The organism is Streptomyces sp. NPDC001822 (genome assembly GCF_042892135.1).
GTDB lineage: Bacteria > Actinomycetota > Actinomycetes > Streptomycetales > Streptomycetaceae > Streptomyces.
Genome location: NZ_JBIATW010000003.1, coordinates 524582 through 550984, shown reverse-complemented (window position 1 = coordinate 550984; position 26403 = coordinate 524582). Strand labels below are relative to the sequence as shown.

The window sequence follows — 26403 nt, the reverse complement described above, 5'->3', positions numbered from 1 at the left end:
GACGGTGCGCCACAGCATCCGGGCAGAGAAGAGCCGGGCGCAGCGCTCCCGGAACCTACGGCCGCCTGAACCCGTGGCTCCGTTCCACTTTCGCCACGTGCAGCGTGTAGCTCTCGTACCACTCGCCGATCCCCCGCTTCTGCGCCGCGCGGTGCTCGCTGTTGGCCCGCCACTCCGTCAGGGCATCGGGGTCGCGGAAATAGCCGACAGTGATGCCGAGTCCGCCGGGAGTCTGCGCATGGTCCATCCCCAGGAACCCGGGGACATGTCGCACGAGCTCTTCCATGCGTGCGGCAGTCTCGCCGTAGCCGCTCTGGTCGTGGGTTCTCACCGCAGTGAAGACAGCGACGTAGTAGGGGGGTTCATGGGCCCCGACGGGCGCCACAGGCACTTCCTGATGATCGCTCATGGCGCCACCGTAGGCCGGGGAGCGTCCGTTGATCCAGGGCCTCTCCGCCAGGAATCGGAAGAGGGAGACGGGCTCCCGGCCGCGAGGCCGCCCGACTCCCCTCCGGTCGTCCGGCTCCCGGAGACGGCCCGATCCCGTCAGCTCGCGGAACGGCGCGACCCGGGTACCTGATCATCTATTAGGCTGACGCTACAGAGGTGGACACGTCCTCCGAGGCGGGGAGGTCACCCACCTGCCACGGCCGGACGCCGCGAATCGACCTCCCGACTGCTTCCCTGCCCGCCCCCGGCGACCCGGAGTCTGAACGGTGTCTCACGCACTGACACCCCGCGATAAGAGGAACCTGCCCGCCGTCAGCGCACCGCCGCTGATTCGCCTCGACGCGTACGTCGCCGAGGACGGGTCGACAGTCGTCAATGGCCACCTGCTGGCGATGGGCGGCACACGGCCGCCGAACGAGGCGATTCTGGATGCCGTAGCCATGTTCGCCCGCACCCTCGGCGCACCGGTGGCGGCGACGGTCATCGACCGCGGCGCGCGGCAGATCGCGCGCCTCCGGGTGCACCCCGACGGGTCCAGCCGGACCATCGCCGACGACGAGGACCTGCCACCCGGGCGCGAGCGAACCATGGCGGAGGAGGAGGCGTTTCCTCCGCTCGCCCGCGTCGAGCGGATCATCGAGCACGCCCGACGCGGGGAGCTGCACGCGGCGTTCGTGCTGGCCGGCGCATTGCGGGAGCACCTGACGCTCCGTCGGGGCGCGGAGGACGAACTGTCTCTGGAGGCCAGGGCGATCGAGGCGTACATCGCCTATCTGCGCGGCGACCACCTGATCTCCACCGTGCTCGCTCTGACGGTCGCGCGCATCCGCTGCAGCACGGATCTGAGCCGAGCCGCGCCCGAGGTCGCCCGCGCCACCGCGGCGTGGCAGCGGCTGCGGGACGAGGGGCAGGTGGCGACTCGTGGAAGGGAACTGCTCCACATGTGGGAGCGGTTGGCCGCAGGAGGGCTGTTGCACGAGGAGTCCCACCACGCCATGGCACGGGCTGTCCGGAGCCGACTGGCACGGGGCGTCGGACACGCGGGAGAGCGGGCCGCCACGCCCGCGCCGTCGCTTCCCGCGGCTCCGGGCGTGGCCGCCCCCGAGGACGAGCCGCTCAAGCCCACCCGGAGGGGCCTACGACGCTTCACCAGGCGGCCCGACCGAGCCGGCCGCTGAGAACACGTGCCGCGGAGAACGTGCCGGCGGCACCACGCGGCTCGGAGTCACGGTCTCAGCCCAGTTGCTCGGCGAGTCCCACGATGATGCCCTCCGGGCCGCGGACGTAGCAGAGCAGGTAGCTGTCCTCGAACCGCGCGATCTCACCCACGAGTTCGCCGCCGTGAGGGCGCAGGCGCGTTACGGTGTCCTCGATGTCGTCCACGGCGAACATCACCCGGTGCGTGCCCAGAATGTTGTGCGGCCGGTCGCGCTGCCCGGCATCGACCGCCGCGGGGCTCCGGTACTTCGCGAGCTCCAGGCGACTGTGCCCGTCCGGGGTCCGGAGCATCGCGATGTCGCAGTGCACACCGTCGAGTCCGGTGCACTGGTCGGCGACCAGGCCCTTGACCTCGGCCCTCCCCTCCAGCTCCATGCCGAGCTCCTCGAAGAACGCGATGGCGGCGTTCAAGTCCTCGACGACGATGCCGACGTTGTCCATCCGCTGAATCGCCATGCCGGCCTCTCCTCCTCCTGGTGCGGCCGCTGGTGGCCGCTGACATTCCGGGGACGGAGCCGGCGACACGTTCTCGACATCCGCAGACCACCGAACTCCGAATAGGCTCCGAGAAGCCTGCTTCCCCCGGCATCGTCGCAGAAGCACCGGAAGCCGTGCGCCATCGCCCGGGGCCCCGCGACGCGAACCCCTCCGTGACCGCGCTGACGAGCACGCATTGTGCCCGTCAGCGCTGCCTCCCGCGCCGGTTGCACGCGTACACGCTGCAGGGGACTGACGCCCCCTACGAACCGATGTGGCTGCCCGCCCAGGTGGTCAGCTCCGGGGCGGCCAGGCTCTCCACCCAGAGATCGGCGTACCTGCCCTCGGGACCGGTCGGTCTGACCCCGACACCCAGCACTCTCAGTCCCGCGCGCCGGGCCGAATCCATTCCGGTGAGCGAGTCCTCGACGGCGAGGGCCTCCTGTGGGGGAACGCCGCACAACGTGGCGGCGATCCGGTACACGTCAGGCTGGGGTTTGGGGCGTGCGTCGTCACCGGCCACGACCACGTGGCCGAAGCAGGAGAGCAGCCCGGCACGGTCGAGGCAGGACTCCACCATCGTGCGTGGGCAGTTGCTCGCGACGGCGAGGGGCAGGTGCTCGGCGGCCAGTCTGACCAGCGCCGCCGCTCCCGGCATGGTTACCGGTTCCTCGTGGACGAGCGCCGTGAAGTTGTTGAGCAGTGCGTCGGTCAGATCCTCGGCGAGGTCGGGTTTCCCCGTCTCCTCGGCCATGAGGGTGCCGCACTCGGCGTAGTGCACGCCTTTCGCCCGTTCGGCGAAACCTGCGGGCGGCTTGAGACCGAACGCCCGGAAGGTGACACTGCGGGCCTCCTGCCAATGCCGCTCGGTGTCCATGAGCGTGCCGTCGCAGTCGAACACGATTGCGGACGGGGACCAGTCGAGAATGTGTTGGGCTGTCATGTCTCTGCCGTTCTCAGTGATGACGCCATTGGTTCGGGTCGCGGGCGCGCGAGGGCGGGAGCGACCCAATGGCCGGACCGCGGATATCGGGGATGCCGGACGCTCTTGGGCCTCGCCCTGCGGCGCATCCGCACGATGTCGTTCGTCGACTCCGAAAACATCGTGACCGTTACGTTAATTAGGCGGCGAAGATTCCCGCAATCACCAATTCGAGTGCACCTGCACGATCGGATCAGCGGCCGCCCCACCGAGCCCGCAGAGCGTGAAAGGGTGTGCGGCCGACGGAATCCAGTTCCAAGAATCCCTGCCTGGCTGCACGTTCCCGGCGACAGGACACGATCCGGCCCGGTTCGCCACCTCGACACCAGGAACGTTTCTGTGCACTGAACGGGCGGGTTGCGCGAAACCATCCGCCCGGGCACACGGTCGAAGAATAATAAAATCCTCGCGCGCCTCGTCCGAGCCCCCGGAAGGCGGCGCAACTCGACTGCGCAAAATTATCGAATATATCCTCGAAAGGAGAACGTACGTGCAGGACAGGGCACGCACGACCCGCAGGGTTCTACTGGAATCAGCAGCGCATCTTTTCCTCGAACAGGGCTACGTCGGGACAAGCGTCAACGACATAAGCGAGCACTCGGGAAGGACCAGCGGAGCCATCTATTTCCATTACTCCAGCAAGGAGAAACTGGCACTGGCCGTCGTGCGCGAGCAGTTCGCCACCTGGCCGCAACTCGTCGCTCCGTACTCGGCTCCGGGCACTCCACCTCTGGAGAAGCTCGTGGCACTGAGCTTCGACATCGCCAGGGCGTTGAGCGAGGACACCGTGGCCAGGGCGGGAGCACGACTCTGGGCGGAACGCCGCAGCATCGACGCCGCCGTCCCCGCCCCTTTCGATGCCTGGGTGCCCGCGGTGACCCGGCTCCTGGCGGAGGCCAAGGGACGGGGCGAACTCGCGAAGGGGATCGAGCCGTCAGGAACGGCCGTGACCCTCGTGTGCGCCTTCTTCGGAGTGTGTGCCCTGGCCGAGGACGTGCCCGGCGGACTGGATTGGGACGACCGGCTACGGCGATGGTGGATGCTCATGCTGCACGCGCTGCAGTCGGATCCGGAACCCGGCGCTCTGCTGGCGCGAGCGCGGACCCCGCTGCCCGGTCAACGGGACGAGCCGCTCCCCCTCGGCCTGCGATGAGGGGGAGCGCGACCGGTTCGATCACGGGCATGCGGGCAGCGCCGTCCGGCCCGGTCACCCGAGCAGTGCGGACCGGTCGCGCGGCTCCCGGCCTTGAAGCAGGATCAAGGCCGTGGTCGCACCGTCGAGCGGCCGACGCACACACTGCCATTGAAGGAGATTCCGGTCGATGAGCACCATCTCCAGCCCCGCTTCGGAACCGCACACGGCACGGACGTCGGGCCGTGTCTCCCAGTCCGTCTTCGACGGCTCCGCCCTTCGCGTCATCCTCATGCTGGACGTGAACGACGGGGCACAGGAGCAGTTCCTCGAGACGTACGAGGAGCTGCGCAAGCACGTCCAGGCCATCCCCGGCCACATCAGTGAGCAGCTGTGCCAGTCCATCGAGAACCCTTCCCAGTGGCTCATCACCAGTGAGTGGGAGAGCGCCCCGGCCTTCCTGGGCTGGGTGAACAGTGAAGAGCACGTGCGCATGGTGAAGCCGTTGCACCGGTGTGCGGGCGCTACCCGGTCGCTTCGCTTTCACGTGGTCCGGGAGACGGGCGTCCAGGCCGGTCCGGCCGATCATTCGTCCGGGATGCCACGTGCATGATGTCGCCCGGGTCCCGGCATCCGCGGCGCCACCACGGCCAGACACGTGGAACCGTGAAGGCCGGCATGTGGGAGCCTCCGCCCCGCCGGATCGGTCCGGCTGGGGCGGAGGCTCCTTCGACACGTGGCAGTGCTGATTACGTGGCGGGTACCAGGATCAGCGGGCGGCCTCCAGCGTGAAGTCGACCTCTGTCACACCCTGCGGCCGGGCCCACACCTGCCGGGAGGCGCGGGCGTATCCGTCGGCGACCACGCTGATCCTCATCGCCGGTCCTCGCACCCACGCCTCGTACCCGCCTCGGCTGTCGGTCGAGACCGTGGCGGGATTCCCGCCCGCGGGGTGCAGCGAGACCGTGGCTCCGGGTACGCCGGCCGCGGTCGCCCTGTCCCTCACCGTACCGGTGACATGCACCCATGACGTGGGAGCAGTGGTCTTGAGGGTGACCGGTACGGGGCCGTTGGCATAGGGCGAGTCGGTGAGCACGGACAGGGTCGACGCGTAGGACCCCGGAGCCGTGAGCACCCGAGTATCGGCCGTGACCCGGACGCGTGCGGTACGGCCCGGCGCCAGAGTCACCGTGGTGCGGCTCCTGGACAACCAGTTCACGTCGTCGCCATCGCACTGGTCGAATCCGGGCAGGGCCCGGGAACCGACGGATCCTTCGGGCGACGCCCCGAACGAGCCCCCGATCTGGGACAGTCCGCAGCCCGTGGCCCGGCCCCCGCCGAAGACCGCCGAGGGAGCTTCCGGCAGGTCCGTCCAGACGTCACCCACCGGGTCGTACTGGACGGCCTTGGTCATCGTCAGAGGTGCCTGGTTGGGGCCGGGGACGTTCAGGCCGCCCGCGACCTGCAGTCGTCCGTTCGCAGAGCCGTACGAGCCGAGCAGAACGGCGTACGGCATGTCGGCACCGCGGGTCCACACACCGGTCCGCGGGTGGTACGCGTAGGTGCGCGCCGAGGGCGTGGCCGCCGTCTGCGGCTGGTACGCCCCGCCCGCGCAGACGACCGCTGCGACGACGCCACCACAACCGCTGGACGTCACCGGCATCGGGTAGTCGGCGATCCGGGTCCAGGAGTCGGCGGCGGGGTCGTAGCGGTAGGACGCCGCCGTGCCTCCCGTGCTCGTCTGGCCTCCGATCACGTACAGGTGGCCGTCGAGGACAGCGGTGGCGGCGAGGGAGACGGCCTGCGGCAGGTCCGCGACCCGCGTCCAGGTGTCACTCGCCGGGTGGTAGGCGTAGGTGGTGGACGCCGTCCGGGGACTGGGTCCGGCAGAGTAGTCCAGGCCGCCGACCACGTACAGGACGCCGTTCAGGAAGGCGCCGGTGGCGTCCTTGCGCAGCGCGGGCATGTCCGCGATCTGTGTCCACGAACCGACCGCCGGGTCGTGGACGTAGTTGTGTGCGATGAGAGCGGGCCCGGCGTGGCCGCCGAGCCGGTTGCCCACTCCGCCCACCGAGTACGTCCTGCCCTCGTACGAGGCGACGACGGTGTTGACGGCCCTCACCGGGTAGTCGGGCAGCGCCTTCCACGAGTTGTCCAAGCCGGTCGACGGCACGTGGCCCGGGTCCGCGCTCTGTTCGTAGAGGTCGACCTTCAGAGGTGCGGTCCCGGTGTTGGTGAGCGTGACGTCCTGGGTCGCCTTGCTCCCGAGGGCAGCCTTCAGCGAAAGCCTGGCGGCCGACACCTTCAGCCTGCCTGCCTTGAGGACCGGGTTGTACGTGTGTACGGACCGCGAGAGGCTGACAGAGGTACGCGTGTCCGCATACCTGGGGCCTGACGCGAGGAGCGTGTTTCTGCCGGCCTTCGGGCTGTACAGCCAGTAGAAGCCGTCGTGCAGCTTCGGGTTCTCCGGGTAGGACGTGCTCGTTCCCGTGGCGTAGGCGTCCGTCACCGGAGCCGACGTGTCACGGACCGAGGCACCGTTGACACCCTTGTGGGTGTTGGCGTCGGTGATGCGGCCGACCGTGAGCCCGCCGCCGAGCGCTCCGCACCGTCCCACCGACACGTTCGACAGCTGGAAGAGCGACTGGCCCTCCCCGTCGAAGTGGAAGCGGACCTGGACCTTACGGTGTCCGACCGCCCGTGTGAGGGGGACGGTGACGGGTCCGCTGGTGTCGTGGACGCCCTCGTAGACCTTCTGCCACGTCCTTCCGCCGTCGGTGGTGACGGAGGCGTCGGCCGCCGAGCCGTCGGTGAGTGCCACGCCGACGTCGAACCTGAGGTCCGCGCTGCTGACTCCGGTCAGGTCGAACGGGGGTGATATCAGGTCCGTGTCCTCGGGTCCGCCGGCGGCCATGGGGTTGGCCGTCGCGTAACTGCCCCTACCTCCGGTGATGTTGGCTGCGGCACCGAGCTTGCCGAACTGCCAGCCGGTCGTGGACGTGCCACGCTCGGTGACGGTCCAGCCGTACTTCGCGGCCGTCGTCCACCCGGAGAAGTCGGCCTGCGCCGCGTAGCCGTACCCGGGCGCGGTGCAGAGCGTCTTGTCAGCGGTGACGGCGACGTCGTGGCGCAGGGCGCTCCTGCCGAGCGCAACCGTCGCGTCCTTCGCCGCGTATCCCGGGTAGACCGGCACGGTGTGCAGGGTGTACGTGCCGTTCTCGGGAAGGGCCATGGTGTAGACACCGGTGGCGGGGTCCGTGTACACCGGTCCGCCCGGCTTGCCGTCGACGGTGATCTTCGCGTAGAGCGGCCAGCCGTAGCCCGTGTCGGTGACCTTGCCGGTCACCGTCCGCAGCGGTGTCTTCGTCAGAGCCAGGTCGGCCGTCGCCTTCCCGCCCGCGGGCACCGTGAGACCGTGGACCGTGTTGTTCCCGTAGTCGAACACAGATGCGGTCACGTCGTACGTGCCAGCGGACACGCTGGTCCGGAACCGGCCCGCGCTGTCCGTGACCGTCCGGAAGCCGAGGTGGTGTGCGGAGTCCGTCAGCAGGACGGGCACTCCGGCGAAGGGCGTGCCGCCCGACTTGCTCGTGATCTCTCCGCTGACGGTCCCCTGAGGACCCATGCCGAGACCTCCGACACCGTTCGGTGTACCGAGTCCGGTGGGCCCGTCCCAGCCGGGGCCGGCGGTGCACAGCAGGTCACCGCAGGTGCCGTTGGAACCCGACGTGATGTCGAAGAACTCTCCGGAGGCGTGGACGTAGGGGTACGTCGCCGCGTCGGTCCCCTCGGCCGGAGTCCCGGCCAGCGCGTACATCGCGGCGACCAGCGGAGACGCCAGACTGGTGCCGCCGATCTGGAGCCAGCCGCCGGTGAGGGAGTTGTACTCCGCCAGCCCGGTGTTCGGGTCCGCGTCCGCGGCGATGTCAGCGGTCGCCCTCTTCTCGCAGCCGGTCTTCAGGGCGCTCTGGTACAGCGGCTTCGGCGCGGACACCGCGCAGCCGCTGCCGCCCTGGGTCCACACGCTCTCGGACCATCCCCGCGCGCTGCCGGGCGCCGAGGTCAGCGTCGTACCTCCGACGGCGACCACCTTCGGGTTGGACGACGGCCAGAGGACCCGGTTGCCGGTGTCACCGCTCGCGGCGGTGACCACGACTCCCGGACGGTCGAACTTGGCGTCCAGCTCTGCCGGGATGTCGATGTCCGTGTCGAACGCACCGTAGGAGTTGGACACGAACTTGGCGCCGAGCGACGCCGCGGTCTCGACCGCGTCCCCCAGGTCCGTGACCGCGGACGAGTCCGCCTGGACCAGCAGGATGCTGCAGGCCGGGCAGGCGGCGGAGACAGCGTCCAGATCGAGCGCGGTCTCCTGGGTCCAGTCCACGTCGTCAGCCGGGTAGTCGGTGCCCCCGCGCTGGTCGACCTTGCGGAAGCAGCCGTTCTCCACGGTGCAGGCGGGCAGCCCGTAGTGCTTCCGGTACACCGCGAGGTCGGCCTCGGCGGCGGCGTATCCGTACGCGTCGACTATGGCGACGGTCTGGCCCTGGCCGGTGGCGGGCAGGTTGTAGGCGGACTGGATGTCCGACGGGCTCAGCGCGCCGGCCGGTGGCTCGTCGTCGACCAGCACCCGGTGGTTGGAAGTCCGCACCATCGCGAGGCAACTGGCCTCCCCCTGCTCGGGGGTGGGGTCGTTGCAGCCCGCCGGCTCGTAGTCGCCGGTCTGCCCGGCCGCCTGCCGCGAGGCACCCTTCGGGGCCGGGCCCGCGATCAGCCCGGTCGACGACGTCTGCACGGTATGCCGGGTGTCCGCCTCGGCCGTCGTCCGCGACTCCCCCTGTCCTGCTGCCGGCTCGGCCGGCAGTGCTGACGCCGCCGAGACGGTGGCGGCCTGACGGGCCTGCGCCGTCAGCGCCGTTGCTCCGGCCGGGGTCTGGACGGCAAGCCATATACCGGCGCAGAACGACAGGACAATCGCTGTCAGGGCGCGCTGGCGCCCGTGTCTCATCACGAGGTGAATCCTTCGGTTGGGATCGGTGGCAGTCGCAGTGACATGCGAACTCACACCAGGTGTTTCGGCGGCCGGACGGCTTCCTCTTCCGGGCGTGCGGGCTCGGTCAGGACCCGGTGCGGACGGACTCGTCGCGCACGTCGGCAATCAGCGGACGGTTCTCTCGAAACCGTTCAGGTATGCGGCGGTTCAGGTAACCGATGTGCGACAGATCCCTCAACTACCGCTGGAGCAGGCCCTCTACCGACTCCGACTGCGCACACCGGGCACGGGGAGGACGGAGAACCGGGATTCTCCAGGCGCGCACAGTGCCGGGAGACCCTGCCTGCGCACACATCTGCGGACGGGATTAACTGCTCAGAAGATGACGGGTGTTCCGCAGACGCACGCATCCCGTCACCCCGTTCCGTCCCGACTCGTCACGCCCGATCCGCCTCGACGGGCGGGGCCCGATCCGCCCGATGGGCGGGCCGGAGGAGGAACGTCTGGTTCCTTCACGTCCCATTGCCTCGCCATTTGCTTTACGAGTCAAGGGGAGTGTCGGTAAAGATAACGTTTCCTCTGGATGCGATACGACAGGAGCCTTACGGACTTGATTGGGCATCAAGTCTATTGCGTCATACGTGCGCCGGGGTTGCGGCAGGCGCCCACGAGCGCGAGCCGGCCCGCGTCGGCGACCTCGCCACGGCGCCCGGATCCCCCGTTCGGGCGCCTGTTAGATCAGTGGACGACGAACCCGAACCGCGAAAACGTCTCGACATCCGGCTCGGTGATCGGGGACGCTTCGCGCAATGAACAGAATCGACGACACACCGACCGCGTGGGACGAGCGCACCCAGCTCACCACGTTCCTCGACTACGCACGTGACACCGCCCGCGCCAAGTGCGAAGGAGTCTCCGCGGAGAACGCACGCAGGGCGCCCCTGCCGGGCTCACCGCTGATGACCATGAGCGGACTGATCAACCACCTCCGCTGGGTCGAGTACTACTGGTTCCAGGTGGTCTTCCTCGGCGAGGAGGATCTCGGCCCCTGGACCGACGAGGACCCGGACCGCGAGATGCGCATCGCCGTCGACTTCCCGCTCACCCGGTTGCTCGACGATTACGCCGAACAGAGTGCCCGCTACCGCGGCCTGGTCGCAGACAACGGCCTGGACGAGCAGGCCAAGGGAACCATCCGTGACGGCCTCCACGTCGACCTGCGCTGGATCCTGCTCCACCTCACCGAGGAGACGGCCCGCCACAACGGCCATCTGGACATCCTGCGCGAGATCCTCGACGGAACGACCGGAAACTGAAGGATGCGGAGATCACGTGCGGAGCGCCCGGCACGTCGTCGGCCGGCTCCGCCGCGGTCACCGGCGTGGGGCGCGCGACCGACCGAGCCGACGCCTACGCGTACGCGTACGGCGTCCTTCGGGGGCCGGCGCGACGGGCTTCCTCCGAATTCCGCACCAAGGTGACACCACGTCAGCGGTACTGCCGACAACCGCTCCGGGTGTGACGCCGATTCCGCGCTCGGTTCCCCTCCCCGGCGAACCTCGGCCCGACAGCACCCGTCCGGGCCGGCCGCTCATGGAGCGGCCGGCCCGGACGGGGAGGGCAGTCGGACTCGGCGCGTTGCGCGAAGGGTCTCAGTTGCCGATACCGGAGCTGCCGATGCCTGAGTTTCCGATGCCCGAGCTGCCGATACCCGTGTTGCCCAGGCCCGCATTGCCCAGGCCCCAGTTGGCGACACCCGCGTTGCCGATGCCGTCGTTGAAGGCTCCGGCATTGCCGACGCCGTCGTTGAAAGCGCCCGCGTTCCCGATGCCGTCGTTGAAGACTCCCGCGTTACCGATGCCGGTGTTACCGAAGCCCGAGCTGCCCACACTGCCGGCCGGCCCGTGATCAGCACCGGCCGCACCGGCGCCGCCAACAGCCAGCGCAGCCGCCGCACCCAGCGTCGCCGTCACACGGAGCAGAATTGCACGCATCGTCGCATACCTCCTGTATCGGGGCTCTTTGCCCGCTATCTCTAGCACGCGGTCATCCCGGATCCGAGGATGTCCGACCCAGGCTGCCGTGTCGCCGCGCGGGCTTCGTGCGAAAGAAGGCGGGGCGCGCCGGAGGAGAGGTCCGAGGACGCGCGCACTGGTGACCGCCCGTCGATCCCCGGGCGCAGCTGGTCGATCGCCGGCACAGAGGTGCGGCCATGACGGCGCCTGCCCGATCAGACGTCCGGGCCCTCCTGCTGGAATTCCCGGGGAGCCGCCCAAGAGCCATCCCACCCGGTGAAAAGGCCGGCGCGGTCGGCAGCGCCTGGGCTTCTCCGGGCGCGCCGGGCTCAGGCGGTGTGGGCCGCGAGGGCGTCGACGAGCCGGGGCCAGAGTTCGCGTGGACGGTCGTGGCCCATGTCAGGCATCAGCAGGAGCTCCGCGCCGGGGACCAGTTCCGCGGTCCGTTCCCCTCCACTGGGGTCGATGAGGGTGTCGTCCAGGCCGTGGATCACCAGTGTCGGCACACGGAGTTCGCGGAGCGCGTCCGCGCGTGAACCCCCGAGGATCATCGCGGCGAGTTGCCGTCCGGCCCCCGCCGGGTAGAAGGAGCGGTCGTAGCTTCGGCCGGCCAGGTCACGGAGTACGGCAGCACTGCCGTACCGCCTGGAGGACCAGACCAGTTCCCGCTCGGCGGCGGCGACGTACCCCTCTCGATCGGCGGGCTTGGGTGTGGACAGGACCGCTTGGGCTTCCGGGCTCGCCTGTCCGTATTCGCTCTCGCCGGTCGAGGACATCATCGACGTCAGGGTGAGCACTCTCTCCGGGAAGGAGAGTGCCATCGTCTGGGCGATCATTCCTCCCATCGAGCTGCCGACCACGTGGGCGCCTCGGACACCGAGCGCGGTGAGCAGGCCGAGACCGTCACCGGCCATGTCGTGAAGCCCGTAGGGGGCCATCGCACGCGCGGCGGGGATGTCACCGGAGCTCACGGCGGCGATGAACTCGCGCGTGTCCACGGGGTGATCGTGGAACTTCGTGGAGAGCCCGCTGTCGCGGTTGTCGTATCGGATCACGTATCGGCCGCGGTCGGCCAGCGCGCGGCAGAAGTCCTCGTGCCACGCCAGCATCTGCGCGCCGAAACCCATCACGAGCAGGACAGGCGGGTCTCCGACGTCACCGAAGGTCTCGTACGCAATGGCTACCTCGGAGGACACGTCGACGATCGGCATGCATGGAGCTTGTCATGATCGGCAGGGGATCGCACACGGGTAACGCGCGTACGAGGGACCGTCCGTGTCTGCCCGCGACGCTCTCCTTCCTCGTCAGCCGGGACCAACTCGCCCTCCTTCGCCGACGCGGTGCGACCGGCCGCGACGGACGTGGCGAGACGTCTGTGACGGCGCCACGGCCACCGCGGGCTGCGGAGGTGCGGCCGATCCGCGCGCGTCCGCCCGACCCCACGGCGACGTCGGCGGGACGCACACCCTGAGCGCGAGGTGGTGCTCACGGCCGTGACCAGGTACGTGGATCGCTCGTTCCAGCAGGCATGAGGACCTACACCGTCAAAGTCGGCTCGGACGCGGGCCGGCTCGCCTTCCAGCCCGGGACACTGACCGTGGCACCCGGGGACACCATTGAGTGGGTGTGCAACTCGGAGCCCCCGCACAACATCGTCTTCGACCCCGCCAAGAATCCGAACGGCGACAGCAGGATCGCCAAGACCCTCAGCCACAGCACGCCCATGACGAAGCCCGGTGACATCCAGGCAACCGTCGTCCCCCGTGATGCGCCCCCCGGTGACTACCACTTCTGCAGCGAGCCCCATCGTGGCGCGGGAATGGTCGGTGTACTCACCGTGACGCCCGCATAGCCGGCCGAACCGCACCGCCGCGCCCCGCCGCGGCAACGTGAAGCCGCCGCCCCCGCCCCCCTCTCCGGCCGAGGGCGAGGGCGCGGCCGTGTGGACGTCCGGGGACCCGGGTGGTCCGAGCAGACCGAGTGGGCACGGACGATCCGAGCAGACCCAGCGGGCACGGGTGGTCCGGGCCGGAGCAATCACCTCATGTCCTGCCGGACAGTTCCGGGGCGGGCGCCTCGGCCGACTCGGCGTCCAGGTCCGGCGGCAGAGCCGGTGCGGGGCGGCGCGCGGCGTCACTGATCCGGATCAGGATGCCCACGAGAGCCCAGTTGGCGATGACGGAGGAACCCCCGTACGCCACGAACGGCAACGTCATTCCGGTCAGCGGGATCAGGCCCATGACGCCGCCCGCGACCACGAAGACCTGAAGCCCGAAAGCGCCCGACAGGCCGGCCGCGAGCAGTTTCCCGAACGGGTCGCGCGCGGCCAGCGCCGTGCGTATCCCCCGCTCCACGATGAGGCCGTACACCAGCAGGATCGCCATCACTCCGGCAAGACCCAGCTCCTCGGCGAACGTGGCGAGGATGAAGTCGGAGTTGGCGGCGAATCCGATGAGGTCGGAGTTGCCCTGGCCCAGTCCGGTGCCGAGGACGCCTCCCGAGCCGAACGCCCACAACGCCTCCATGGACTGTTCGGAGTGACCCCCGAGTCCCTGCCTGCTGAGGGTGTATTCACGCATCGGATCCAGCCACGCCTGGACACGCTGCTGGACGTGCGACTCGAAGGAGGCGACCCCCACCGCGCCACCCGCGGCCATGCCCAGGCCGAAGACGATCCAGCTGGTCCGCTCGGTGGCCACGTACACCATGACGACGAACATCCCGAAGAACAGCAACGAGGTGCCGAGGTCGGTCTCGAAGACCAGGATCAGGACGGACATCGCCCAGACCACGAGAATCGGCCCGAGGTCGCGGCCACGGGGCAGGTACAAGCCCATGAACCGACGGCTGGCCAGCGCCATCGCGTCCCTCTTCACCATGAGGTACCCGGCGAAGAAGACGGCAATGACGATCTTCACGAACTCCCCCGGCTGCAGAGTGCCGAGCCCGGGAATCCGGATCCAGATCTTCGCCCCGTAGCTGTCGGCGCTCAGACCGGGCACAAGGGGGAGCACCAGCAGGACCATGGAGAGGACCATGGAGATGTAGGTGTAGCGCTGCAGGACACGGTGATCCTTCAGGAGGATGACCACTGCCACGAAGAGCGCCATGCCGAGTGCCGAGTTGAGCAGCTGCCGGGGGGACGCCTCGAAGAACTCGCCGCGCGCCTGGAGTCGTTCGGACTGGTCCAGTCGCCAGATCAGCACGAGGCCGAGTCCGTTCAGCAGCGCGGCGAGGGGTAACAGGAGCGGGTCGGCGAACGGCGCGAACCGGCGGACCACGAGATGGCCGACACCTGCCAGGAGGCCGATTCCGAGTCCGTAGGCGAGCAGACCCGCGGGGAGTCCGCCGTCGAGGGCGAGGCCCGCGTTGGCGTAGGCGAGGACGGGAACGGCAACCGCCAACGCCAGCAGTGCGAGCTCGGTGTTGCGCCGGTTCCTCACACCGGCTGTGGACGTGGAATGCGCCGCGGCGCCCGAATTCCTACTCATCGCTGAATCGGCCTTTCACTGCTTCCCTCGGCTGACCACGCAGCGGTCCAGCCGTCCGACCAGGGAAGCTGAACGCCCGACGCTGATACCGGCGCGGTCCTGACATGCCTCGGACCGGGAGGCTCCCGCGGTCCGAGGTCATGCCGGCGAAGACACCGAAATCGATCACACGGTTCCCGTCGATCGGCTGCACGGGGACGAAGTCACACCCCCGCTCCGCTGCGCCCCAGGCGGAGCGCGGAAACGAGGAAGAACACGCCGCCGAGGAACGCGTATCCGGCCAGGCTGCTCAGAGAGGCACCGTCACCACCCGCCTGGGCGATGAACGAAGCTCCGGCGAGTGTGGAGATGAAACCGCTGGCGATCATCGCCCACTGACCTCCGAGCGCGCGTCGGGCGGCGCCGACGACGAGTTGGGTCAAGCCCGCGGTGATCGCCCAGGCACCCCAGACCCGCAGGACCGCGGGGACACCGGAGGTCGCGGCGACGGCCAGACCGATGCCGGTGAGGGTGCTGAGCACGACGTTCACGTACAGGCCTCGCACCGATGCACCGCGGGCCCGGGCAGACCTGATGTCGATGACCGCGCACGCCACGTCGAACAGCGGGTAGATCACCAGCAGCGTGAAGGTGACCGCGCCCAGCGTGCCGGCGGACGCGAACAGAAGGGCGGCCCAGACCGCGGCGAAGGCGAAGCGCAGGAAGTAGAGCTTGCGCAGGGCAACGGGGACGTGGGGACGAGCGGCGCCGACGAGGGTGTCCATGGGAGTTCCTTTCGGGCAGGGCGTGTCGCAGCCGGTCGGCCGGGACGCGGCGGACTCGTGCCCGCCTCCCGACCGGACGCACCAGGACTCCGCCCAGGTGAGGGAGAACGTTCGGTCTCGTGAGGCATTCAAGTGGACGGGGTTCCTGCCGTCAAGACCGAACGTTCTCCCTCACGCGTGCGGTAGCCTGACCGCATGAGTGAGGGCACAGGAGGCGGCAGCACGTCGGCCGCGCGGGCGCGACTGCTCGACACGGCGACCAGGGTCTTCTACGCGGAGGGGATCCACTCCGTCGGCGTCGACCGGGTCATCGCGGAGGCACAGGTCACCCGAGCCACGCTGTACCGGCACTTCGCGGGGAAGGACGACCTCGTCCTCGCCTACCTGGATCGAGCCGACCAGGGAATCCGAGCGGGCGTCGAGGCCGCTCGGGCGGGCGAGGGGTCAGCAGCCGACGAGGTCCGTGCGATCGGCCGGTTCATCACCGAAGGCATTCGGAGTCCCGGTTTCCGCGGCTGCGCCTTCCTCAACGCGGCAGCCGAGTACCCCGATCCCGCCCACCCCATCCACCGAGCCGTCCTGGCCCACCGCCAGTGGTTCCTGGACACGGTCACCGAAGTGCTGGCGCGGGTCGGCGACGCCCCCGCCGTCGAAGCCGGCCGGCACCTCGTCATGCTCCGGGACGGCGCCATGGCCGGTGGCTGCCTCTTCGACCCGGAACTGATCTCCGAGAGTTTCCTGCAGGGGGTCGAGGGAATCCTGCGGGCACGCGGGGCCTGAGCCACGGCCGGCGGAATGCGGGATCGCAGACGACCACCGCCGCAACGGCCGGGGCGCTCACGGCCGCTGAGGCCGCGGGGGCGCTGTGCAGCAGCCGTCGGTCACGGCCGGGCCGCCGGTCCGTCTTCATGCCGATACCGGCGGCGGCTCCGGGCTCAACCCGGTGCGGCGTCCGCCACACACGGCGTGCGGTGACCGGCGAGCCGTCCGGACGTCACCGTCACGCCGTGACCGCCGGCCCCCCTCGGGCCGGCGACGCACCCCTGGTCTCCGGTCACCGCAGTCCGAACCAGAAGCGGCAACTCCCTACGGCCATCAGGCCATGAGCCCGTTCAGCCACTCCTGCCAGGCGGCCTCGGCCCCCTGAGTGTCCGGCCCGAAGAGGTGATGGAACACGAGCAGCGCACCCGAGCCGAAGTGGAAGGTGTAGATCCCGTCAGATGTACGGACGGCGAAGCGCTCGTCGTCCGCCCAGACGACCTCGCCGTCCATGGGCGCCAGGCCGGACGGCTCGGCGTGCGCTCGCGCACCGACGGCGACCGGGGCGGACAGCCCCAGCCCACGGACAAGGGCCGCACCGACGTCCTGCGCCGTCCTGCCCGGCGTCGGAGCCATGGCGAAGACGGGGAAGCCGGCCATCGCGGGGAAACGGGTCAGGTATTCGCCGAGCGTATGGAGGTGGAAGGGCCAGCCGCGGCGCAGCGCGTCGTACTCGTCCTGCCAGTCGTCACCGAGCAGGCCGCTGTGGACCACGCGGAGAACGGTACTGCCGTGCGCACGCCCCTCGATCAGGTACTCGAAGGCCATGAAGCGGCCGTCCTCGCCGGGAGAGGTACGGGTCGCGAGGCGTCTGCCGGGTTCGTAGGCCGTGATCACGGCCTGCTCGCGGTGACCCGCGATGTCCATCGATGCGACACCTCCCTCCCGGGGCTTTACCTCGTTACGGCCCATGAACCAGGAGTCGATACCGGGGCCTGTGGCGATGGCCTGCCAGACCTCGTCCGGGCTCACCGGCAGGGTCGTCTCCAGCTCGATCTCGAATGGGTGCGTCATGATCGCTCTTCCTGTTCTGCTGACGGTTCTTGTTCTTGTCCCCCCGTTGCTCCCGGCAGTGGGCCTGGCCCAGCCTTCGGAGTGTCCGGACGGGCATCGGGAATCTGGTGCACGCCGACGATCACGCGGTTGCGCCGGCCTCCCGGGGCGGATTCGTCGTGGTAACGGCCGACCAGGGCGGCCATCACCCGAGTGAGCTCCTCGGCGAAGGCCGCCCGGTCCGCCGCGGACGCGAAGCGCACCTCGGCGTCGATGCCGAAGGTCGCGACCCTCCGCTCGGCCCGGGCGGCTCCGGTCAGCAGCGTGCCGACCTCCCGCACCAGCCTGGCCCCCAGCGCCAGCAGCCAATGGCCGGAGAGCTGGTCGGGGGACCGCGACGGATCCGGGCTGACAGCGGCCAGGGCACTGGGCGAGATCACGTAGGAGGAGGCGGTGGCGCGGTACACCCGCTCGGTGACGTTGCCCTTGCGCCGCTCCTCGGCAAGCTCGACCAGCGCGTGACGCTCCAGCTCCTTCAGGTGGTAGTTGACCTTCTGCCGAGGCAGTCCCAGTCGGGCGGCCAGCATGGCGGCGGACCCGGGCTCGGTCAGAGCGGCAAGGATCCGGGACCGCATCGGGTCCAGGGAGGCCACCGCCGCGGCGGGCTCTTCGATCACAGCTACATCCAGCACTCCTCCAGGGTCGCCTGGACAATAATTATTGTCAAGACAAAATATTTTGTCGGTGGTTCGGCGACTCCCCGGAGCCTGTCCCGGCGACTCCCCCGGAGCTTTCGATACGCGGACGATATGTGGCGGCTCGTAACCTCGGGGCATGCGAGTGCTGATCGTCGAGGACGAGCCCTACATGGCCGAAGCCATCCGCGACGGCCTGCGCCTGGAGGCGATCGCGTCCGACATCGCGGGTGACGGCGACACCGCCTGGGAGCTGCTCAACACCAACGCCTACGACATCGCCGTCCTCGACCGCGACATCCCGGGCCCTTCCGGCGACGAGATCGCCGAACGTATCGTGACCTCGGGCAGCGGCATCCCGATCCTCATGCTCACCGCCGCCGACCGGCTCGACGACAAGGCCTCAGGGTTCGGACTCGGCGCTGACGACTACCTCACCAAGCCGTTCGAGCTCCAGGAGCTCGTGCTCAGACTCAGAGCACTCGACCGCAGGCGTGCGCACAGCAGGCCGCCCGTGCGGGAGATAGGGGGCCTGCGACTCGATCCGTTCCGCCGCGAGGTCCACCGCGACGGCAGGCACGTCGCACTGACCCGGAAGCAGTTCGCGGTGCTCGAAGTGCTCGTCGCCGCCGAGGGCGGTGTCGTCAGCGCCGAGGAACTCCTCGAGCGGGCCTGGGACGTGAACGCCGACCCCTTCACCAACGCCGTACGCATCACGGTCTCGGCCCTGCGCAAACGCCTCGGCGAACCCTGGGTCATCACCACGGTGCCCGGCGCCGGGTACCGCATCGACGTGCATCCGGCTCCCGCCGACGAGGGAGGCAACCGTGGATAGGCGGTCCGGGCTCAGCGTCCGCTTCAAGCTCACCCTCAGCTACGCCGGTTTCCTCATGATCGCCGGTCTGCTGCTGCTCGCGGCCGTGTGGGTCTTCCTCCTGCGCTACGTCCCCGACCGCGCGATGCTCATCAACCCCGACGACAAACTCCGGGGTGTCTTTCCCGTCCGGTCCGCCCTCCTCGACGTCTTCGCTCCGAGAGCCGCGGCAGTGCTGGCGTTCCTGCTGGTGTTCGGTCTCGTGGGCGGGTGGATTCTCTCCGGCCGCATGCTCGCTCCGCTGACCCGCATCACGGACGCCACCGGCATGGTCACGAAGGGCTCGCTCTCGCACCGGATCCGACTGGCCGGGCGCAAGGACGAATTCCGTGAACTCGCCGATGCGTTCGACACCATGCTCGCCCGCCTGGAGGATCACGTGGCCGAACAGCAGAGGTTCGCGGCCAACGCCTCGCACGAACTGCGCACCCCACTGGCCGTCTCGCAGGCGCTGCTCGACGTGGCCCGCAAGGATCCGTCCCGGGACCTGAGCGAGATCATCGACCGTCTGCACGCTGTCAACGCCCGGGCCATCGACCTGACCGAGGCGCTGCTGGTGCTCAGCCGCGCCGACCGGAGGTCATTCACACCGGAAACCGTCGACCTCTCCCTGTTCGCGGAAGAGGCCACCGAGACGCTGCTCCCGCTCGCCGAGAAGCGCGGTGTCACCGTCGAGACCTTCGGGGAGATCGCCCCGGCCTTCGGCTCACGGGCGCTCCTGCTGCAGTTGACGACGAACCTCGTACACAACGCGATCGTGCACAACCTGCCCGCTGGAGGCAGGGTGTGGGTCAGGACGGACGTGAGCCCCGGTACGGGGGTGCTCACGGTCGAGAACTCCGGCGAGAAGCTCTCCCCCCAGTCGGTCTCGACTCTCACCGAGCCCTTCCAGCGGGCCACCGGGCGGGTACGCAACGACCACGCGGGGGTCGGACTCGGACTGGCCATCGTCCGGCGGATCGCCGAGGTGCACGACGCGTCCCTCACCCTCACCGCACGGGCCGACGGCGGACTCCGGGTCGTCGTCCGACTGCCCGAACCCCCGGCCCGTTCCCCGAAGGACACGACCAGTGAGTGAAGCTGTACGAGACATCGAGGGTGCAGCGGCGCAGGGCGACGCGAGTGGGCGCGCCGCCGGCCCGGACACGGCCCGGGCGCGCCGCTCCCCCGCCGGCCGCCGGGGCTCCGGATCCGTTGCCCGCTCCGGTGCCCGGGCAGCCCGTCGCGGCCTTCCGGCGATACGGGGTCTGTTCAGGCCTGACCGGTGGAAGCGCGGCCCGTGGCTCACCGCGTCGGCACTGGCGCTCGGCCTGCTCATGCTGCTGCATGCGGAGATCACCGACCGGGGCGGCGCCGGAAGCCTCGTGGAGTCGCTGCTGCCGTGGTTCGGCCTGTTCATCCCGGTGATACTCGCGGGGGCCCTGTGGCGCAGGTCCGCCGCGGCGACGGCGGCGCTGGTGCTGCCGGCCGTGGCGTGGTCGGGCCTGTTCGGAGGACTGCTCCTCGACAAGTCCACGCCGGGCGGGGACCTCACGGTGGTCAGCCACAACGTCGGCGCGGAGAACCCCGACCCGGTACGTACCGCCCGTGACCTGGCGGCGTCCGGGGCGGTCCTGCTGGCGCTCGAAGAGCTCACTCCGCGCGCCACGGTCGCGTACGGGAAGGAGCTGGAGAAGTCGTACCCGTACCGCACGGTGCAGGGCACGGTGGGTCTGTGGAGCAAGCTGCCCCTGTCGGACCCCCGGTCGGTCAACGTCCTCCGGGGTAACGTCGGACCGCTCGCGGAGAGCAGAGGGGGCCAGGACCTCCCTGTGGACCCACCCCGGGCGCTGCGCGCGACGGTGGCCACGGACCGGGGGCCGCTGGTGGTGTTCGTGGCACACCTGGGGTCGGTTCGGCTGATGCCCCGGCACGGATTCTGGACGGACTCACGGGACGTCGGCGCCGCAGCGCTCGCCAAGGCCGTCGCCGGCGAGCCCAACGAGCGGGTGGTGGTGCTCGGCGACATGAACGGGACCACCGACGACCGCGTGTTCGACGGCCTCACCGCGCATCTCCGCTCGGCGCAGGAAGCAGTCGGGCAGGGTTTCGGCTTCACCTGGCCGGCGTCGTTCCCGATGGCGCGGATCGACCAGATCCTCGTCCGGGGTGTGGAGCCCCGGAGCTCGTGGGTACTGCCGTCGACAGGCAGCGATCATCTGCCGGTGGGGGCGCGGCTCAGCTGGTGACGCCTGCTGCGGGCCGCCCGAAAACCGGCCGGGCAAGACGGCCACAGGTCGTTCCCGTCCGCTCAGCGGGGTGGGCGCGGCGGCTGGGCCGTCCGGTTCTAGGGAGCCTTGAAGTACCGGGGAAACCGCGGCCCCAACCACGGCTTGCGGCCCCACGCGAAGACCCGTCCCCGGGCCATGGAACCCACCGGGGAGCAACGGCCGAGGGCCATGAGCAGGAAGGTGACCGGCTCGATGGATATCGTGCAGTCCGGCCTGTCCGGATGCTCCTGGGACACCGTCGCCGCACCGTCGGTGAACGTCACACCGAACCGTCCGCCGCCCCACAGCCGGACCGCGTAGCGGGCATGCAGGCCCGTCGTGGCCGCGGCGTCCGTCACGCGTGGCATGGCCTCGATCATGAAGGGGAGCGTCAGGGCGACCCTGGCCCGGGTCACCCCGTGCGGGCGCCCGAGTGCGCGCGCGAGGTCGTAGCCGTGGCCCAGCATGTGCGTCAGCAGGTACGAGCCGAGGACAGCCCGGTCCATCGGCCCCATGGGCGTCATCAGCGTCTCGCTCGCGGGGCGTTGAGCCACGGCGTCGACGTACGCGTCCGCTTGCGTCACGATCGTCGCGGCCAGCGGTTCCGCTCCCCGCTCGGTGAATGCGGCGAGAGCCTGCTCGTTGGCCGCTGCGATGCTCTGCGGAGTTCCGTCACCGTGACTGCGGGGCAGCCCGGCGGCCACCTGTGCCATCAGTTCGTTCGCCTGCGCGAGATGCGCGGCCACCTCCCCCACCGTCCACTCCGAACCCGGCACGGGAGCGCCCATGTCGGAGGCGCTGCGCAGCAGTTCCGCGATCTCCTCGGCCGTGGCGCGCACCGCATCGGCCAGCCCGGCAGGCAGGACCTCGGTATCCGTGTCCGGGACTTCCCGCCCCTGTTCTGCCGTTGCGCTCATGCCGATGCCGCTCCCGAAACGCCGTACCCGTCCACCTGGGCTGCCTGCCTGCGGTACACAAGAGCAGGCCGGACGGCTTCTCGGCAAGGGGACTCCGCCTGCGGTTTCCGTCCGGAGCACGATGACGCGCGGGCCGCGAGCGCCCCGGGGCCCCTTCGGACTTCCGGGCGCCCGGCCTGCATTCCGCTGAGCGTGGATGTCGCCGGGCGCAACAGGCATCTGTCCGGGCTCACTTCAGGGCAGGAGACACGGCCGCGGTGTGTCGCGCGCTCCTTCCACCGCCCTGTCCGAGAGGACAGGGACGGCGCTGGTGCCGATCATCTGACAGCGATGCCGGAGTCCCGTGTCGAACGCAGGCGTGCAAGGCCGAGGCCGGGGGCGATCTCCTCGGCCAGGCCGAGCAGGCTGAGGGGCTGGCGCGCCAGGTTCGTCACTGACGTCTCACGCAGCGGATCGGCTTGCTGTTCGAGGAGCAGGTGCACACCGGCGACGTCCATGAAGTGGGTGTCGCGCAGATCCCAGATCACCTCGGTCACAACGGGCGGCAGTGCGGCGGCGGCCGCCCGGAGAGGGGGGAGGCTGTCGTAGTCGATCTCGCCGTGAGGGGTGATACGGGCGGTCGTGCCGTCGATCCTGGTGGTGGTGTACATGGTGGGCGTGTCCCCGTTCCGGGGGTGGTGAGCCCAAAGACGAGGCGCCCCCGCGGGGCGGACGACGTTGGCGGGAGCTGGATGCCCGTGGTGGGGGCAACGCCCAGAACCCGAAGTCCGCCACCGGGTCGACGGACGGTCTCGTGTCCGTTCATGGTTGCACAGCGGCAACCATTCGGGCCATAGCCATGGGCGATGCCCTGGAAGGGGCCTGGCAGAGCGGGTGAGGTTCGGGTGGACGTCCGGGACATCGGCCGTCACTCTGCCACTACGTGATGGGGACCGTGCGCCGCTCGGCCAGGTGCACGATCCGATCCTGGGGTGGTGGTGGGTGCCACCACCCTCGGGGAGCACGGCCCGGCTGTGGTCTCCGGGCCGATGGATACGGCAGCCGGCTCAGGCCGGACGGCAGCCGGCTCAGGCCGGACGGCGGCCGGTTCAGGCCGGACGGATCGCGGAGATGTCGAAGGTCAGCTTCACCTTGTCACTGATCAGGACACCGCCACCCTCCAGAGCAGCGTTGTACGTCAGACCCCAGTCACTGCGGTTGATCGTCGCGGAACCCTCGAACCCGACACGAACCGTGCCCATCGGGTCCACGACCTCACCGTTCAGCGTCAGATCCAGCGCCACCGGACGGCTCACACCCTTGATCGTCAGATCACCGTTCATCCGGAACGTGTCCTCATCGACCTGCTCCGCACCCGTGCTGCGGAACGTCATCTCCGGGAACTCCTCCACCGCGAAGAAGTCACCGTTCAGAAGATGCTCATCCCGACCCGCCAGCGCCGTGTCGATGCTCGCAATCTTGATCACGACCTCCGCAGTCGACGCCGACGGCGTCGCAGCATCCAGGTGCAGCCGCCCGTCATACTCCGTGAAACGCCCACGCATCGTCGTGACCTTCGCATACTTCAACGAGAACCCGATCTCGCTGTGCGTCGAATCGATCACCCAGTCACCCGACAGATGCGACAGACTCTCACCCGACGACACCGCCACAGCCGCAGGAGCAGCAGGCGCAGCGGTCGAGGTGGCAGCGCTCTTACGGTTGAACAGACCCATGACGAACTCCTTCAGAGGGATTGCATTTGGTTTACCTGTCAACCTTCCACCCCTCCCCACCATTCCCCCCAAACACCCACACAACATGTGACAGCCGTCACCCCACCCCTCCCACACGGACACCACCACCCACCCCCCGACCGAGAACCGACACAACAGCCCACAGGCGCAGCGGAGCCAGGTGATCAGTGCGGCGATCTCGGGGTAGCCGCTGCCCGAGGAGGTTCACAACCATGAGTGCAGCAGCCAAGAAGAAGTCCCGGTCCAGGATCTACGTGTCGCTCGCCACCACCGCCTTCGGTGCACTGGGCGTGGTCAAGCAGGCCAAGATCGCCCGCGCGGAGAACGACACCCTGCGACTGGTCGACGCCGTGGTCTCGACCGCCAAGGTCGTCACCGGCCTGGCGATCCTCTACCGCGAGCTCAAGCGCCTCGGTGATGACGACGTCCTGTTGGGCTGACGTCCTGTTGGGCTGAAGACGCCCGCACCACGGGCGGGCACACGGACGGGTCCGGACCGGCGTCACACGCCCGCACCCCCGGGCGGACCGCGTCAGGCGGCCGCCCGGGGAAAGGCGCCGGGCCGCCGCGGACAGCGGCCCTCGCCCTTCGACGCCCCCGGATCCCGGCTCCTGGACCTCCACACGAGCCGACGACCCGGCCGAGCCGTCAGGTGCTACGAGAACTTGCTGATCTCCCAGAAGCGGAAGACGGTCGAGGCGTCCAGGGTCCACTCCAGACCGGAGACGTCGTCGTTCGCCACCGCGTACTGCTTGCCCTGCCACAACGGCAGGATCGGCAGGTCCTCCGCCACCTTGTCCTGGAGCTCGCCAAAGGCCTCCTGGGTGCTGCCCCGGTCCGCCTGGGCGGCGGTGCCGGGGATGATGCGCCTCGCGATGTCCCCACTCGCGTAGCCGTTCTGCAGGACGTTGTCCTTACCGAAGAACGGCTGGGTGAAGTTGTCCGGGTCGGGATAGTCGGGGACCCAGCCCTTCACGTATATGCCGAGCTCACCGGCTTCGATCCGCTTCTCGTACTGCTCGAAGGGCAGGGACTCGACCTTCGCGGCGAACAGCCCGCTGCCGTTGAGCTGCTGGGCGATCGCCCGCAGTTCGTTGTCGGTGGCGGGGCCGTAACGGCTCGGCGTGGACCACAGCGTGAGCTCCACCTTCTTGGTGATGCCCGCGCCGCGCAGCACCTGTTCGGCCTTGGCCGGCTGCGGGCTTCCGCCGTAGACGTCGAAGAACGCGGTGTTGTGGGCCGTGATACCGGCCGGAACGATCGAGTAGAGCGGGGTGGCCGTCGAGTGGTAGACCTCGCTGACGAGGGCGTCGCGGTTCACCAGGTACGCGATGGCCTTGCGCACCGAGAGGTTCCCGGCCACCGGGTCGTTCACGTTGAAGACGAGGTGCTGCACCTCGGCACTCGAGCCTTCGACGACATGGATACCGTTGTCGGCCGCGCTGCTGGATTCCTCCAGCTGGGCGATGTCCTGCGCGGCCAGCCCACGGTAGGCCACGTCGACGTCGCCCTTCTGCAGCGCCGACGCCAGTCCCTTCTGGTCGCCCCGGAAGAAGTTCAGGGTGATACCCGAGTTCTTCGCCCGCGCCGTGCCGCGGTAGTCGGAGTTGACGGAGAAGACGGCCTTCGACTTACCGAAGGACTTGAGCTCGTAGGGCCCCGACCCCACGGCCTTGCCATCCTTGCGGAGGCTGTCCGCCGGATACTCGCTGTGGTCCACGATGGACCCGGCGCCCGAGGCGATCTTGCTGGGGAAAGTGGCGTCGGGAGCCTTGAGCTGGAACACGACCGCCTCCGGGTCCGGAGCACTGATCTTGTTGATCACGGTGAGCAGCGGCGCGGGCCCCGAGGGGTCGTTGATCCTGATCGCACGCTCGAAGGAGTACTTGACGTCCTCGGAGGTCAGGCTGTTGCCGTTACTGAAGGTCAGACCGTCACGGAGCGTGCACCGGTACACCGTGTTGCCGCTCTCGAACACGCAGGACTTCGCCGCCTCCGGCTCGGGCGTCGAGCCACCCCGCGGGAAACTGAGCAGCGACTGGAAAACGTTGTTGAAGAGCAGCCACGAGCCGGGGTCGTACCCCGAGGCCGGATCCACCGCCAGGACCTCGTCCGACATCCCGACGACGATGGAGTCGCCGTTTCCGGCAGAGCCTCCGTCGGTCTGGATGCCGCAGCCACCCAGCAGGACCACCGCGAGGCCGGCCCCGACCGGGGCACTTACTCCCCATTTGCGCACGTTCACTGAACTTGCCTCTTGCTTTCTGACCGGCCGTTCGGAGGCTGACACCACTCCTCCTGACCGCAGCCCGCGGCCCTCCCCAGACGCAGAGGGTCCATTACTTGACGCCGCAACTATAGCGCCGAGTCCACCGATCCCCACACCACACGCCCGGGCGCCCGCACACCCGACCACAGCCGGCTTGGCCGAAAGCGTTGTCACGCAGTCGACTTGACCCTCACGCCGGTCGCACGCGAGGCGCACCGGCACGACGCTCCCCCGAGGGCGCCAACCGTCACCGACCGTCAGGAGGCACCGCGCCCGGACGGGGCGTTGACTGGCGGAGCACTGCTCCGTTACGGTGTGAACCGGTCACTGGA

The 26403-nt window shown here is 69.4% G+C and carries 23 protein-coding genes and 1 pseudogene; 10 read left to right on the top strand and 14 right to left on the bottom strand.

Translation table 11 applies throughout. The annotated features are described in order from the left end of the window. Positions 1-55 precede the first annotated feature (55 nt). Entirely contained in the window at positions 56-409 is a 354-nt protein-coding gene (locus tag ACFYY2_RS10350; protein WP_388739803.1) for an antibiotic biosynthesis monooxygenase family protein, read from the bottom strand. A gap of 307 nt (positions 410-716) precedes the next feature. On the opposite strand from ACFYY2_RS10350, the gene ACFYY2_RS10345 reads away from it, so the two are divergent. Further along, positions 717-1628 carry a hypothetical protein gene (locus tag ACFYY2_RS10345; RefSeq protein ID WP_388739800.1) on the top strand — a complete coding sequence of 304 codons (912 nt, stop codon included), beginning with the start codon at positions 717-719 and terminating at the stop codon, positions 1626-1628. Positions 1629-1683: 55 nt separating this feature from the next. On the opposite strand, the gene ACFYY2_RS10340 is transcribed toward ACFYY2_RS10345, so the two are convergent. Both ACFYY2_RS10340 and ACFYY2_RS10335 read right to left on the bottom strand, forming a co-directional pair. Next, positions 1684-2124 carry a VOC family protein gene (locus ACFYY2_RS10340; protein WP_388739797.1) on the bottom strand — a complete coding sequence of 147 codons (441 nt, stop codon included), beginning with the start codon at positions 2122-2124 and terminating at the stop codon, positions 1684-1686. Positions 2125-2407: 283 nt separating this feature from the next. Beyond that, a complete protein-coding gene (locus ACFYY2_RS10335) occupies positions 2408-3088 on the bottom strand; it encodes an HAD family hydrolase (RefSeq protein ID WP_388739794.1) in 681 nt (226 codons plus the stop codon). 529 nt (positions 3089-3617) lie between these two features. Between ACFYY2_RS10335 and ACFYY2_RS10330 the strand changes: the two genes are divergently transcribed. Together ACFYY2_RS10330 and ACFYY2_RS10325 are read left to right on the top strand one after the other, a co-directional pair. Next, positions 3618-4280 (top strand): ScbR family autoregulator-binding transcription factor, encoded by a 663-nt coding sequence (locus ACFYY2_RS10330; RefSeq protein WP_388739792.1) that lies wholly within the window; start codon positions 3618-3620, stop codon positions 4278-4280. A gap of 169 nt (positions 4281-4449) precedes the next feature. Continuing rightward, positions 4450-4845, top strand: a pseudogene (locus ACFYY2_RS10325) (antibiotic biosynthesis monooxygenase family protein); the annotation flags it as partial. Positions 4846-5028: 183 nt separating this feature from the next. On the opposite strand, the gene ACFYY2_RS10320 reads toward ACFYY2_RS10325, so the two are convergent. After that, on the bottom strand, positions 5029-9264 hold the full coding sequence (locus ACFYY2_RS10320) for a carboxypeptidase regulatory-like domain-containing protein (RefSeq protein WP_388739789.1): 4236 nt from the start codon (positions 9262-9264) through the stop codon (positions 5029-5031). Positions 9265-10058: 794 nt separating this feature from the next. On the opposite strand from ACFYY2_RS10320, the gene ACFYY2_RS10315 reads away from it, so the two are divergent. Continuing rightward, positions 10059-10565, top strand: a complete 507-nt coding sequence (locus ACFYY2_RS10315; RefSeq protein WP_388739787.1) for a DinB family protein — start codon at positions 10059-10061, stop codon at positions 10563-10565. 336 nt (positions 10566-10901) lie between these two features. Here ACFYY2_RS10315 and ACFYY2_RS10310 read toward each other — a convergent pair whose 3' ends face one another. Next, the gene (locus tag ACFYY2_RS10310; RefSeq protein WP_388739784.1) at positions 10902-11243 is read right to left on the bottom strand and encodes a hypothetical protein; all 342 of its coding nucleotides are present in this window, start codon (positions 11241-11243) and stop codon (positions 10902-10904) included. 350 nt (positions 11244-11593) lie between these two features. Beyond that, positions 11594-12475, bottom strand: a complete 882-nt coding sequence (locus ACFYY2_RS10305; RefSeq protein WP_388739781.1) for an alpha/beta fold hydrolase — start codon at positions 12473-12475, stop codon at positions 11594-11596. A gap of 317 nt (positions 12476-12792) precedes the next feature. On the opposite strand from ACFYY2_RS10305, the gene petE reads away from it, so the two are divergent. Continuing rightward, complete coding sequence (gene petE, locus ACFYY2_RS10300) at positions 12793-13116, top strand: plastocyanin (RefSeq protein WP_388739779.1); 324 nt, start codon at positions 12793-12795, stop codon at positions 13114-13116. A gap of 190 nt (positions 13117-13306) precedes the next feature. On the opposite strand, the gene ACFYY2_RS10295 is transcribed toward petE, so the two are convergent. Beyond that, positions 13307-14755 carry an FtsW/RodA/SpoVE family cell cycle protein gene (locus ACFYY2_RS10295; protein WP_388739774.1) on the bottom strand — a complete coding sequence of 483 codons (1449 nt, stop codon included), beginning with the start codon at positions 14753-14755 and terminating at the stop codon, positions 13307-13309. Positions 14756-14958: 203 nt separating this feature from the next. Then, positions 14959-15519 carry a hypothetical protein gene (locus ACFYY2_RS10290; protein ID WP_388739771.1) on the bottom strand — a complete coding sequence of 187 codons (561 nt, stop codon included), beginning with the start codon at positions 15517-15519 and terminating at the stop codon, positions 14959-14961. Between the two features lie 195 nt (positions 15520-15714). Between ACFYY2_RS10290 and ACFYY2_RS10285 the strand changes: the two genes are divergently transcribed. Next, positions 15715-16299 (top strand): TetR/AcrR family transcriptional regulator, encoded by a 585-nt coding sequence (locus ACFYY2_RS10285; RefSeq protein WP_388739768.1) that lies wholly within the window; start codon positions 15715-15717, stop codon positions 16297-16299. A gap of 315 nt (positions 16300-16614) precedes the next feature. Here ACFYY2_RS10285 and ACFYY2_RS10280 read toward each other — a convergent pair whose 3' ends face one another. Further along, positions 16615-17352, bottom strand: coding sequence for an SRPBCC domain-containing protein (locus tag ACFYY2_RS10280; RefSeq protein ID WP_388739765.1), 738 nt, complete (start codon positions 17350-17352; stop codon positions 16615-16617). Next, the gene (locus tag ACFYY2_RS10275; protein ID WP_388739762.1) at positions 17349-18023 is read right to left on the bottom strand and encodes an ArsR/SmtB family transcription factor; all 675 of its coding nucleotides are present in this window, start codon (positions 18021-18023) and stop codon (positions 17349-17351) included. Before ACFYY2_RS10275 ends, ACFYY2_RS10280 begins: the two co-directional genes overlap by 4 nt. Before the next feature lie 142 nt (positions 18024-18165). On the opposite strand from ACFYY2_RS10275, the gene ACFYY2_RS10270 reads away from it, so the two are divergent. Genes ACFYY2_RS10270 through ACFYY2_RS10260 form a run of 3 tightly spaced genes read left to right on the top strand, consistent with a single transcriptional unit; the run spans position 18166 to position 21128 of the window. Then, positions 18166-18861 carry a response regulator transcription factor gene (locus ACFYY2_RS10270; protein WP_388739759.1) on the top strand — a complete coding sequence of 232 codons (696 nt, stop codon included), beginning with the start codon at positions 18166-18168 and terminating at the stop codon, positions 18859-18861. Then, complete coding sequence (locus tag ACFYY2_RS10265; protein ID WP_388739757.1) at positions 18854-19978, top strand: sensor histidine kinase; 1125 nt, start codon at positions 18854-18856, stop codon at positions 19976-19978. The genes ACFYY2_RS10270 and ACFYY2_RS10265 overlap by 8 nt, the downstream gene beginning before the upstream one ends. Then, a complete protein-coding gene (locus ACFYY2_RS10260; protein ID WP_388739754.1) occupies positions 19971-21128 on the top strand; it encodes an endonuclease/exonuclease/phosphatase family protein in 1158 nt (385 codons plus the stop codon). The genes ACFYY2_RS10265 and ACFYY2_RS10260 overlap by 8 nt, the downstream gene beginning before the upstream one ends. 98 nt (positions 21129-21226) lie before the next feature. On the opposite strand, the gene ACFYY2_RS10255 is transcribed toward ACFYY2_RS10260, so the two are convergent. The 3 genes from ACFYY2_RS10255 to ACFYY2_RS10245 form a co-directional block, all read right to left on the bottom strand. Continuing rightward, on the bottom strand, positions 21227-22066 hold the full coding sequence (locus tag ACFYY2_RS10255) for a maleylpyruvate isomerase family mycothiol-dependent enzyme (RefSeq protein WP_388739751.1): 840 nt from the start codon (positions 22064-22066) through the stop codon (positions 21227-21229). Positions 22067-22383: 317 nt separating this feature from the next. Next, complete coding sequence (locus ACFYY2_RS10250) at positions 22384-22716, bottom strand: hypothetical protein (protein WP_388739749.1); 333 nt, start codon at positions 22714-22716, stop codon at positions 22384-22386. A 438-nt stretch (positions 22717-23154) separates the two neighbouring features. Next, a complete protein-coding gene (locus ACFYY2_RS10245) occupies positions 23155-23781 on the bottom strand; it encodes a YceI family protein (RefSeq protein ID WP_388739746.1) in 627 nt (208 codons plus the stop codon). Positions 23782-24014: 233 nt separating this feature from the next. Between ACFYY2_RS10245 and ACFYY2_RS10240 the strand changes: the two genes are divergently transcribed. Next, a complete protein-coding gene (locus tag ACFYY2_RS10240) occupies positions 24015-24242 on the top strand; it encodes a hypothetical protein (RefSeq protein WP_388739743.1) in 228 nt (75 codons plus the stop codon). 215 nt (positions 24243-24457) lie between these two features. Here ACFYY2_RS10240 and ACFYY2_RS10235 read toward each other — a convergent pair whose 3' ends face one another. Beyond that, positions 24458-26047 (bottom strand): ABC transporter substrate-binding protein, encoded by a 1590-nt coding sequence (locus ACFYY2_RS10235; protein ID WP_388739740.1) that lies wholly within the window; start codon positions 26045-26047, stop codon positions 24458-24460. Positions 26048-26403: the final 356 nt, after the last annotated feature.